General features: G+C 32.4%; 6 protein-coding genes and 1 riboswitch. All 6 genes read right to left on the bottom strand.

Translation table 11 applies throughout. From position 1 onward, the window contains the following. Positions 1-156: 156 nt before the first annotated feature. The 6 genes from BM153_RS11120 to BM153_RS11095 all read right to left on the bottom strand — a co-directional run bounded on the left by BM153_RS11120 (position 157) and on the right by BM153_RS11095 (position 12582). Positions 157-3024: an ATP-binding protein gene (locus BM153_RS11120; protein WP_092873824.1), complete on the bottom strand. Its 2868-nt coding sequence runs from the start codon at positions 3022-3024 to the stop codon at positions 157-159. Between the two features lie 235 nt (positions 3025-3259). Then, a complete protein-coding gene (locus tag BM153_RS11115) occupies positions 3260-4096 on the bottom strand; it encodes a DUF7005 family protein (protein WP_092873821.1) in 837 nt (278 codons plus the stop codon). Positions 4097-4302: 206 nt separating this feature from the next. Continuing rightward, positions 4303-5202, bottom strand: coding sequence for a cation diffusion facilitator family transporter (locus BM153_RS11110; RefSeq protein ID WP_092873818.1), 900 nt, complete (start codon positions 5200-5202; stop codon positions 4303-4305). 148 nt (positions 5203-5350) lie between these two features. Next, positions 5351-5434, bottom strand: a riboswitch (NiCo riboswitch). 157 nt (positions 5435-5591) lie between these two features. Next, positions 5592-6581: an asparaginase gene (locus tag BM153_RS11105; protein WP_092873815.1), complete on the bottom strand. Its 990-nt coding sequence runs from the start codon at positions 6579-6581 to the stop codon at positions 5592-5594. A 14-nt stretch (positions 6582-6595) separates the two neighbouring features. After that, on the bottom strand, positions 6596-7501 hold the full coding sequence (locus BM153_RS11100; protein WP_092873812.1) for a YitT family protein: 906 nt from the start codon (positions 7499-7501) through the stop codon (positions 6596-6598). A gap of 194 nt (positions 7502-7695) precedes the next feature. Then, positions 7696-12582 carry a leucine-rich repeat domain-containing protein gene (locus BM153_RS11095; protein ID WP_092873809.1) on the bottom strand — a complete coding sequence of 1629 codons (4887 nt, stop codon included), beginning with the start codon at positions 12580-12582 and terminating at the stop codon, positions 7696-7698. Between the last annotated feature and the right edge of the window lie 36 nt (positions 12583-12618).

The raw sequence follows: 12618 nt of genomic DNA, 5'->3' as shown, positions 1-12618 counted from the left end.
TAACAATAAGCTCGTTTCTTACCCCTATGCTTTTGGGAACGATACAAAAATCTTTTCTTATTATACCCACAAAGCAATAAGAAAGTCTAGGAAAAAAGTATCATAAAATATCTTTTCTCCTGACTTTCTTAATTAAAAATTAAATATTATTTTTTTTTAGCAAAATCTGTTAATTATTTCAAATAGTATCTGAACATCTATAGGTTTTGATATATGTCCATTCATTCCTGCATCATATGCATTTTTCTTATCTTCCTCAAAAACATTGGCTGTCATGGCAATTATTGGTATTTCAGATTTGTTTTCATCATCTAATTTTCTTATTTTTGCAGTTGCCCCATATCCGTCAAGATGTGGCATCTGAACATCCATTAAAACCATGTCATAATAATGAGCTTTTCTATCCTTAATTTTTTCTACGCATTCTATACCATCTTTAACTCTCTCAACTTCTATTCCGGCATCTTTTAATAATTCTCCTGCAATTTCTGCATTTAAATCATTATCTTCAGCAAGAAGTATCCTAATATTATCAAAATTGACTTTCTTTCTTATTTTTTCTTGCTCAAGATCATCATTTAATTCACCCTTGGCCAATTTGTTTTTCAAAATTATTCTTATTGTTGTTCCGCAACCTACCTTGCTATCTACTTCTATACTTCCTCCCATTAAGTCCACATAGGATTTTACTATACTAAGACCCAGCCCGGTTCCCTGAACATTATCGCTTTCCCAGGTTCTTTCTCTAGTGAAGCTTTCAAACATATGCTCCTTATATTCTTCAGACATTCCTATTCCATTGTCGCTTACTATAAGAGTAGTCAGGCAATAATCTTCATCAAGTATCTTTTGTAATATTTCTACTTTGATTTTACCATCCTCATTGGTATATTTAATAGCATTATTAATGATATTAAGCAATATTTCTTCCATCTTAGGCTTATCAATGTACAAAAAAGGTCTGGTAATATTTTCTTCCACAAAAAGATCTATATTTTTTTCAGCTGCCATATTGCAAAATATAGCATAAATTCCATCTTTAAACTCGGAAATATCTGTTGGTCTTTCCTTTAAAACTGCCTTTCCATTTTCTATTTTAGCAAGCTCTAATACGCTGTTTATTACATCTAAAAGATGATTTCCCGAATATCTTATATCTTTAAGATAATGCTTGATTTTTTCGCTGTCATCCATATGCTTTTGAGCAAGATTAGTAAGTCCGATGATGGCATTTAAAGGGGTTCTTATATCATGAGACATATTAAATAAAAAAACGGTTTTTGCATTATTGGCTTCCTCAGCTAAAGCTCTTGATTTTTCTATTTTTATATTGGCCTCTTCCAAAGCTCTTTTATTTAAAATGGTAAATCTGATATAAAACAAAAACATAAGAGCTAAAAATATAAGTATTAACATTAAAATTCCAAATACCTTTGAAAAATTTCGTCTTAATATATCCCCAAGCGAATAAGCATTTACCTCTGTTGATGTATTTATAATCAAACTGTTAGAGCAAAGAGAAACCGCCTTGTTAAATATACTTAAAAGTTGCACTTCCCCTCTTTGTACTCCAAAACAAATTCCTTCTTTATTATCATTTATTCCATTTACTTCCGTAACATTAATATTATCCATTTCAGGGTATTTTTTTAAAGCGGAAAGTTTTGAGGTTGTAACCACGGTACAATAACCCTTATCAGGATTATCCGTAATCATTTTTATACATTCCCTCATACTTGGTGCATATGTCACCTCTGCATCAGAGTAGATGACTTTACACATTCCCAGCTGTATCATACTGGTTTCCGATACAACAATATTTTTTAAAAGATCCTTTGAAAATGTAGTCTTATTATCATATAGAACGCTGATTGTTCCTTCAGAAATATTTTTAGAATCTATATGTCCATATTTTTCTCCCAGCCAATAATCTCCAAACAGGGGGCCGAATATGTCTATCTTTCCATTATCAAAATCGTTGGTCATTTCAAGGGTTGTATTATAGGCATAAACCTCAACATTGATGCCAAAATCGTTTTCTAAAATATCAATTATAGCAGAAATAACCCCCATTGACTTTTCGGGATTTATTTTGTAGCTTTTTTCCTGGGCATTTTTATTATTTTTTTCTATTCTCTTTTTTTCTTGATCCTCTGTATCAGAATAGGGCATATTTTCATTAGTAAAACCTATCCTGACAGTATTATTATTTTTTTTCAGCCATGCTTCTTCCTCGTAGTTAAGCTTATTATTGGCATTTTCGTCAATACTATATCTTTCATAAATAGTGTCATTATAGTAAGGCTCTTCAACATTTATTTTATAAAGAGCCCGATTTAATTCTTCTAAGACATCTGTTTTGTTTTTTGCAACACCATAATAAAATTCGGAATTTCCAAGACTTGCAACAGACACCATCCCCTTATCTGCTGTAATATTAGAAGACACAATACCATCTAGAAGTCCCTTTTCAAAATCCTCTTTTAAAATCGTATCATCCTTATAGTTTTTGACTTCCGCATCTAAATCGTATGCACCTAACCATCCTTCTAAAAGCTTTGACTGATAAGAGTCACTAAGCACTCCTATTTTCTTTCCTTCTAAAGCCTTTTCATTTGATTTTGTAAAATATTCTGAACTTTCAGCTTTTACATAAATAAAAAATACTTCTTTCCCCTCAGGATAATCTGAATAATTATAATTCTTATTATTTCCCTCAGAGGGCAAAAGATATCCTAATAAATCAATCTCTTCCTTTTCCAGTTTTTCTTCCAGCTCGTCAAAAGAACCATAAACATATTCATACTCCCAACCTGTTATAGAAGATATTTTTTGAAGATATTCATAACCGTATCCCGTTTTATAATCATCATCCCTTACAGATTCATATTTTCCCAAATTCGGATATCCAACCTTGATTGTTTTAGCTTTTTCATCCTCTTTTGCAAAGGAAGAAATAAAACTACACATAAAGAATATAAAGATTATACCCCCTATAAAAAACAACCTTTTTTTCTTAAACATGCAGTAAGCCTCCTGATTTTTTCAATGTATTTTCCAATATCCAACTTCTTTTCTATTTTAACTTTTCCAAAATATTCTTCTTGAATTCCCGAAAAGAATAGCACATTAAAGAAGTCAAAATATATAGTAAAATATTACTATATATTAATGACTTCATCATATTTTCTCATAATTAGAATGTCATATTTAAAGAAAAATGTCAAAGGAAAAAACAAATAGGTTAGAATCAGATTTTTTATATACCAAGAAACATTCCTTCTATCCCTGCCATGCAAAGATATTTTACCCGATCCTGCCTTGTCATGGCGCGAAATTCATCTGTATTGCTCCATTTTTCAAGATTTTGGGCACATATGGCTGCTATTTCACAAATAGCTTCTTTCTGGGAAGGAGTCATTTCTTCAGTGAATTCGTCTATCCTTTTTCCACTACTTTCAAGAACACCTATAAATTTCAAAAAATCCTCTGCCTTATAATATCCTACTGCTTCATACATTCCAAAAAAATCTGCCATTAATTCATCATGGAGGTTAAAATTTGAAATCCCGAAATGTCTATTTGTATAACAGTGGGTACATTCATGTTCTCGTCTTATTATCATAGAGGTCAAATGCCATACTTCCTCAGGTAAGCCCATTTCTTTAGCACTGATGTTACAATATCCCTTTGATGATAAAACTACAAATCTGGTATTATCCTTGCTATAAATTGAGGCGCCTATTTCCTTAAGATTTTGAGGAGTTTTTCCTTCATAAACAGTTTCTGCAACAAAGTCTTCAAAATCCTTTGGATTTTCAAAATATATTACAGGAATTTTTCCGGCAAAGGAATCATAAACCTCTACTCTGATTTTTTCAGGCTCTACAAAATCAATCTTTTTATCTTTTAAAATATATTCATTGACTATATCTCCACCACTTAGCATATCAGCAAAACTTACAACCTCATCCCAGGCTGAAATATAAGAGTCATCATAATCTTTTACTTCTGTGGCTGTTGCGTATACATTTCTTATATATTCTTCTAAACCTGCTTTTTCTGCTTCACTCATTTCAAATCTATCTAAAATCACTTTTCTCATCTCCTGACTTTTAGTTCATGATTACCTTTCCTAATAATATATTCGATAAAAAAGCTTTTTTCCTTATTAATCATATATTAATCTTCTCTAAATATTATATTTGTACAAGTCAAGGAAAAAATCTCCACCTTGAAATAAAAAAATCCCAGACAGCTTTTTTACTGTCTGAGACTTCATTTATGGCATTTTCTTATTTTTTATCTGATGGCAAATGCCGAACATGGATTAACATGTACCATTATGTGTTTTACACTTGGAAATGTGTTTTCTATAACATCATGGACATTTTCTGCTATAGCATGGGTTTCAGTTAATGTTTTGCCTCCATCAGCAGAAATTTCTATATCAACATATATCTTGCTTCCAAAAACTCTGGTAGTAAGCTTGTCTATTCCAAGAACGCCTTCTTCTTTTTTTGCAACTTCCATTATTTCATCTTCCATATCTTTTTCACAGGCGCTATCTACCATCTTATCAACGGAATCCTTAAATATGTCATAGGCTGCTTTAACGATGAAAAGACAAATTACAAGACTTGCAATGGAATCAAAAATAGGATAACCAAGTCTTGCTCCTATAATACCAATTAAAGCTCCAATGGATGATAAAGCATCTGATCTGTGATGCCATGCATCAGCCATAAGGGCTGAAGAATTAATTCTTTTTGCATGAACTTTTGTGTATTGAAACATTAATTCCTTGGAAATAATGGAAACTATGGCAGCAACAAGTGCCAATATGCCGGGAATTGCGAGATTTTTATAATTTCCCGAAATAATATCCTCTACGGCACCTCTTCCAATGCCAAGACCGGTGGAAAAAAGAACTCCTGCAAGGATAATAGCTGCTACACATTCAAAACGCTCATGTCCGTAAGGATGATCCTTATCTGAGCCCTTTGATGCAATCTTAACTCCGATAACAACTATAATACTACTAAAAACATCTGATGCAGAATGTATGGCATCTGATACCATAGCGCCTGAACTGGCAAGGATTCCTGCTACAAATTTAAATAATGTAAGAAACAGATTTCCCATAATACTTACAGTTGATACGCGGTTTACTGTTTTTTCAAAATTGAAATTGTTTTCCATAATAGTTACCTCCTAAATGTGTATCTTGGTATCTGATATCTCATTTACCAAATCTAATGAGATAGCTCTATGGCACTAGCGACTACTTTTTATTTGCTATTTTAGATTACGGGTATAAAAAAACATCCACGAAATCAGTAATAGCAACTACTGTCCCGTGGATGAGAAAATTCGATATCCACTGTCACAAAAGTGACCCGGCTCCTTAGTCGGCCTGCTCAGTTTGTACTGTAGATTTAATGCAGTGCAAAGAGTATGCATTTGTGTATAAAGACATTTTACCCAAATACTTTCACATGTCAACCGTTTATGAGAATTGTTAATAAACTTTTAATTTTCAGTTTCATATGACTAATTAATATAAATTGGAATATATTAGCCCTTTTGCCCTAATTCATAAGGATATCGTAATTGATTGTCTTGTAAAAAATTTCCTCTCTTTTTAAATCATCCTTATTTTCTAAAATCCACATGGTTTTCGCCAAAGCTGATTCCAAAGTCATGTCATGGGTTTCAAAAAATGTTAGTTTTTCTTTTATGTCAGCTCCAACTTCATAGACTGCCATATCACTTCCTTCGTGGGTGACCTGAGTAGCCATTACCACCATTTTTTCAGAATATTTTTTACATAAATCAATGAAAGTGTCTTTAATATAATCAGGCACCCCTCCTACTCCAAAGCTTTCAATAATTATTCCGTCATAACTTTCAAACATCAGTTTCAAAAGCTTTTCATCCATTCCCGGAATGAGCTTTAAAAGGCAAACATTTTTGTTTATTTTGGTATATATTTTTAAACTTTCACTATACTCTTCACAGGGTATGTATCTTATTATTTTTCCATCAAATATAGCTGCTAAAAAAGGATAATTTATACTGGAAAAAGCATTATAGCTTTTGGTACGCACCTTTTTTGCTCTTGTAGCAGCTATTACTTTTCCATCAAATACTATTACCACACCTCTGGATTTGTCATCTGCGGCATATATTATGCTGTCGCTTAAATTGTTTCTTGCATCTGTATCATCAAAATCAATAGGCTTTTGTGCTCCGGTTATAATTATGGGCTTATTTGAATTTTGAATCATATATGAAAGAGCTGCTGCCGTATAAGCCAGAGTATCTGTTCCATGGGTAATTACAAAGCCATCATATTTTTCATAATTATTTTTTATACATAAAGCCAGCTCTTCCCAATGTTTGGGAGTTACATTTGTGGAATCTAAATTAAAGGGGGTAATTGTATCAATATTAAATCTTTTGGCAGTAGGTTCTATATATTTTAATAAATCTTCCGGAGAAATCTGGGGTGTCAGTCCCCCTGTGCCCTTTCTGGAAGCAATAGTTCCTCCTGTAGCTATAAGTAATACCTTTTTCATATTTTTAAACCTCTTTAATTACTTTGTTTGAATTTATCAAAGCCCTTCCTTGGACTCACCTCATAAGAACGGTCTAAAGTAAAGCCTCTTCCGGATACTTCGTTTACCTTTGTAACTATCATAAGGGCTTCCGGGTCTGTTTCATGAACCAGCTTTTCCACAGCCGATAACTGTCTGTTGGAAATTACTGACATAACAAGCTTTGTTTTCTCATCAGTATAACCTCCCTGGGCTTCTAACAGGGTAACACCTCTGTCTACTCTGGTAAGAATAAGACTTCTTATTTTGTCATATTCTTTGCTGACTATCTTAACCTGAGTCATACTATTTCCAAGTAAAAGCATCTTATCAAGAACAAAGGTAAATATCATTACCTGAATAATTCCATAAAGAATGTTTTTCATGGAAAAAACATTAATCTGGGCTATTAAAACCAGGGTATCAAATACATTTATAAGAAGGGAAACTGGAATTTTTGTATATTTATTTATAACAAGTGGGGGGATATCCATTCCTCCGGTACTTGCTCCCTGTCTTAATACTATGCCTAAAGCCAGACCTGTTACCACTCCGGCATAAATTGTGCATAGAAATATATCCTCTGTAATAATTACATCATCTGCTATCATTTCAAGGAATTTTAAAAAAACGGGATACGACAGGGTACTTAAAAGAGTTGCGGCCGCGAATTCCTTTCCCAAAAATACAAGGCCTATTAACAAAGTTGCGATATTAAGAATCATTACCACATCAGAAGTGCTTACATCATATACCGATGAAACAGCAAGACCTATTCCCGTTACACCGGCTGTGGCAATTTTGGTAGGGGCAAGAAAAAACTTTACAGCCAAAGCATATAAAAAGTTACCAAATAAAATTAATAAGGTCTTTTTTGCTCCCTGAATAATTTTTGAACTCATTATCCTGATTTCCTCCATGTGTTTTACAAAAGACAAATTGTTTATTGCCTTAAAAAAACGGCTGTCAGAGAATTTTCCCTAACAGCCGTGGATCAAGGCACTCGCCTAATACGCTTATTAATATAATGCAAAAATTTTTGTTTTGCAAGTCTGCCTGTTAAAACACTAGTACATTACCAAAGAAAAGTATCAAACTATTTTGTTTTTTTAGTCTTTTTGCTGACTGATTTTTTCTTTGTGGTCTTTGCCTTTACAATAGTGAATTTCTTTGTTATTTTGCCGCTATAATTACCCTTAAAAGTAACCGTTACACTAGCCTTTCCAACTTTTTTGTTATTGGAATAACTTACTGTGTAATATTTTTTATTAATAACTTTTTTATTGCTGTCTTTAACGATTACCAAAGGTTTCTTGGCTTTACCATTATAAACAAATTTCGTATCTGATAATGTAACGCTTGAAATTTTTGCAATTTTAGCTTTTGTTATTTTATTTTCATAATTTTTTCCATCAAATTTCACTTTTGCTACATAGATAATTTTACCGTCTTTTTTAGCAGTAGCTTTTTGAATGGTTTTTGTGACAGTTGCAGTTTTTGTAACCTTATTTTTACATTTGCTACAGGTAAATACTGCTTTTGCCTTCCATTTTTTCTTATCCCAGGTAAATACCGGTTTATTGTATTTATGTCCTGATTTTTTAATTATTACTGAAGTTTTATCAGCAATTTCTTTTGTTGCAGCTTTGTCTTCAAAATATTTTCCACAAACACTGCATACATAATATTCAATGTTTCCATCTTTACTACAGGTTGCTTCTTTTCTTTCTACTTTTGTAGTAGTATGAGCACCAAAGTCTTTTTCTATGGATTCTTGAGTGATTTCATTTAATCCAAGGGAATCAGAGAATAATTTTTTACAAAGTTTACATTTATAGTGTTGGCAACTACCTTTATGTTTACAATCTTTTCCTTCCTCTTCGGTAACTTTTTCTAAAACATGATTTCCCACAGTGGTAATTTCAGCATCACTTAATTCTAATACTCCACTTGGGTCTGCATATTTTTTATGACAATCCTGACACTCATAATATGCAGTTTTTCCTTCATGTAAACAATCAGCAGCTTTTTCTTCCTCAACATATTTTAAATTATGTTTTTTAGGATATGTATATTCATTAAAGTTGTATTTAGCACCGTCTACACTTGCAGAATATGTAGTATAACCGTAATTTTCTTCTGTTGGTTCAACTTCTTTTTCTACATTAAGGCTTTCAATATCCACAAATTTAAGACCAAACTTATCAGCATATTCACTGGCAGCTGAACCCTTATATCCTACAAGGACTGTATCTGATTCAAAAGGCAGATACTCATCAAGATATTCTTTTGTTTTTTCTTCATCAGTATAATATTTTTCCGGTACCTCGATTTCTACTGCCTTAATATGTTCTTCTAATCTTACTTCTTCATTTGATGCTTCACCATAAAGTTCATCTCCTGTAATTACAGGTTTTGCAACAGGATAATAAATAATTGCATTTGGATTTTTAATTACAACAATTTCCTGTCCGTTTTCATTCTTTAATTCTTTTTCAGTAACTGTTTCACCATCTTTTTCACAAACCTTATAGTTATAAGTATTTCTAAATGTATTTAATTCAATGGTATTAACACTACGAGGTAAAACAACACTCTTTAATGAAGTTGTACCATCAAAGCTTCCTTGCTTTATTATAGAAAGTGTTGAAGGAAGAATTATGGATTTTAAATTAACCATATCATTAAATGAATTTTCAGGGAACTGTGTTACACCTTCAAATCCACTAAGATCTACTTGTGAAGCCTTCAGGCCATAAAGTAAAGGAACCATTCCTGCATTGCATTTTCCGCTTATCTTTACATTTTCTAAGCTGGAGGAAAATTCATTAAAGAAATATCCGTTAAAGTTCTCCACACTAAAGTCTAAATCTGCATCCACAACCAGTTCTTTAAGGGCATTATTGTAAATAAATGCTCCGTGACCGATATTTTCAACAGATGAAGGAATGTAAATTTTTTGAACATTTCTCTGACCGAAAAATGCACCATCACCGATTAATTTTACTCCTTCCGGAAGAATTATATTTGTAAATCCTCCCTTAAGGTCATTTACTGAATAATCATTTCTAGCTTGTGTTGAGCCATCTGTTTCTACTAATAAGAAAGCTCCTGAACCTACTCGTTTAAGATTTTTTAATCTAGCAAGATTTAAATCCAGTTTAGTATCAGCTATAAAAGCGCGGTTTCCGATTTCTGTAACTGAATCAGGAATATTTACTTCTTCCAGATTATAGTCAAAAGCAAATGAATGTGCAGGTATAACTGTTGCACCCTGGCCTATATTAACTCTTTTAAGACTAGGAATCTGCTGTAAGAATCCATAATAGTCTCCTATAGCCTGAGAATAAGTCTCAAGTATTGTTATATATCTGCCTTCTTTTTCTTTTGCTGAAATATTTACATTTTCAACTTTTGTTAATAAAGGAAAGGCTTTTGCATAGGCTTCAGTACTTTCATAGTCTTTATTAGTTCCAAAGTCAAATGACGGAGAAATATTTGTAGCTGATAAAGCACATATATCTTTAAGAGCCGGCTGATCATAATAAGAATTTCTTCCGACATTAACTGTATCAATATTAATTGTCTTAAGATCTGTACAACTTGCTAAAGCTGCAAATCCTACATAATTTATTGATTCCGGTAAAGTAATCTCTTCTAAACCTGTCATTGCAAATGAAAGATAATCAATTCTTTTTACATTATTCAAATCAACAGTTTTAAGAGCTTTATCTCCTGCAAATGCACCTGCAAGAATACCATCTACATTATTTAATCCTTCTATTGTGGTAAGGGACGTACAACCTGCAAACATCTGACCTGAGATATTTACATATTTTGTAATATTTTGGTCTTTTACTTTAGTTGAATCACCAAAAGTAACTTTTTTAAGGCTTGAGTTTCCGCAAAACAGTCCAAAGCAACCATAACTTGTATAACTTTCACTGTTTTCTAAAATAGTGGCTGCTGGAATATATATTTCTGTAATCGGTGCCCCTTCTTTACTGATATTTGAAACACCAAATCCTGAAGCATCATCTATTAAGCCTGATTCAAATCTAATACTATCAATGCCAAGAAATGTTTTAATTCCGGCTTTCTTCCATCCAAAAGCTTCATGCTCAATGCGTTCAAGCATTGAATCTTCATGAATTGTAAAGGTAGAAAGAGATGTACATCCACTAAATGCTCTTGTGGAAATTTTCCTTACCTCATTAGGTAAATCTATACTTTTTAATGAAGAACAATCCTTAAACATCTGATAGGATATTATAATATTATCACCGCTTTGATATTTGTATCCTTCATTTGCAAAAGTAACTGAATTTAAAGTCTTGCAACCATTAAACAATCCTGTATTATTGTCATAGTAACTTGTCCTAAGTGCGGCAATAGGAATTTTAATAGAGGATAATGGAACACCTGAGCCGTTTTCTATTTCACCATAATCCCCGTATCCAAAGGTTCCATATCCAAATGAGTTAAGCTTTGAACCATCAGCAATTGTTAAATCCGTAAGAGCAGATGCTCCATAAAAAGCTTCATTTTCGATTTTTTCAATAAAAGCAGGAATTGTAACATTATTTAATGCCTTACAATCTTTAAAGGTTCTAAAGGCAAGAAAACCATATTGCTCTTTTTGCTCATCTGAATTATCTTCTACATCTAAAATATTTATATTTGTCAGATATTTGCTACCATTAAACATTCCTACAGGAGTATTTCTAAATACTTCCCCTGGGATATTAATAGTTGTAACACCACATCCAAGCCTATTCTGGCTTGAAACTATTGTACATTCTCCACTTGATCCATATCCAAATGCACCATAGCCTATTTTTTTAATATGGGATTTTTCTGAAATATCTATGGTTTTAAGTGAGGTTGTTCCTAAAAATGCAAAACCTTCAATTTTATCTACATTATCAGGAATTGTAATTGATGTAAGCTCGTGACAATATCCAAAAAACTGATAACCGATTCTAAGAGCTGTATCATCCTTACATGGGTAAAACTCAATATTTTTTAAGGTAGTACATCCGTTAAACAATCCTACACCACTGTCATATGAAAGAGCTTTTGCAGGTAATGTGATTTTTTCAATAGGTGCACCACATTTTATAGGGTTGCCATCCTTATCATATCTATAAACTTCACCACTTGCTGCAAAATCTTCTGTAAAGCCACTTCTTTCATAATCGTTGACTATCTGATAACCAAAAACTCCGTAACCAAGTTTTTTAAGATTGGAATCTTTTGTAAAAATAACCTCTTTTAAAGAATTATCTCCACTAAAGGCATAGCCTTCAATTTCCTCAACGGAATCCGGAATTGTAATACTTTCAAGATAAATATCATCACAGGCTGCGTAAGGTGCAATTACCTTAGTTCCTTCTTTAATGGTTATGGATTTAACCTCCGGCAAAGCCTTTATATAAAGGGCAATCTTATTTACATAAAGCACACCTGACTGGTCTTTATAAACCACTTCGTTATCTGAAGTTTTTGCCTTATTGTAAAGATTTTCAAGCCATCCAGGTTCTTTTTCTCCGTTTTTTCTTGTATTTCCCTCAACCTTTTGTAAAGTCTTAGGAAATTCAATATTTTCAAGGTTGGCAAAAGCTAAATTGATGTCGCCAACGTTAATAACTTCATAGCCTTCCTCAAATTTTAAATTTTGTGAAGAAACACCACCATCTGGCTCTATATCTATTCTATTAAACTCATAGGTAGTATCATCAATCTTTACAGATGATTTAATAGTGATTTCCTCATATTTTTCTTTCAAAAATTCAACAGTTACAAAATATTTATTATTGGAATCAACATCATTCTTGTAAAAGCTGTATAATATTCCATTTTCTTCATCTTTATATTCTGTAACAATGCGTCCGCCTACTGCGGCTTTTACATCAATAGCTGTAAATAAAGCCATAAGTAAAAACGAAATTGCCAGTAACAGCATTCTAAAATTTTTTTTCATTTCATTAGTTCTCCTTCCTTTTTTTATAAATAAACC

The organism is Acetitomaculum ruminis DSM 5522 (assembly GCF_900112085.1).
GTDB lineage: Bacteria > Bacillota > Clostridia > Lachnospirales > Lachnospiraceae > Acetitomaculum > Acetitomaculum ruminis.
Note: the sequence above shows the minus strand (reverse complement) of the source record. Positions and strands in the feature narration are given on the sequence as shown.

Excerpts from the sequence above, each read along its gene's own strand:
- BM153_RS11120 (WP_092873824.1), bottom strand. The coding sequence starts at position 3,024 with ATGTTTAAGAAAAAAAGGTTGTTTTTTATAGGGGGTATAATCTTTATA.
- BM153_RS11110 (WP_092873818.1), bottom strand. The coding sequence starts at position 5,202 with ATGGAAAACAATTTCAATTTTGAAAAAACAGTAAACCGCGTATCAACT.
- BM153_RS11105 (WP_092873815.1), bottom strand. The coding sequence starts at position 6,581 with ATGAAAAAGGTATTACTTATAGCTACAGGAGGAACTATTGCTTCCAGA.
- BM153_RS11100 (WP_092873812.1), bottom strand. The coding sequence starts at position 7,501 with ATGAGTTCAAAAATTATTCAGGGAGCAAAAAAGACCTTATTAATTTTA.
- BM153_RS11095 (WP_092873809.1), bottom strand. The coding sequence starts at position 12,582 with ATGAAAAAAAATTTTAGAATGCTGTTACTGGCAATTTCGTTTTTACTT.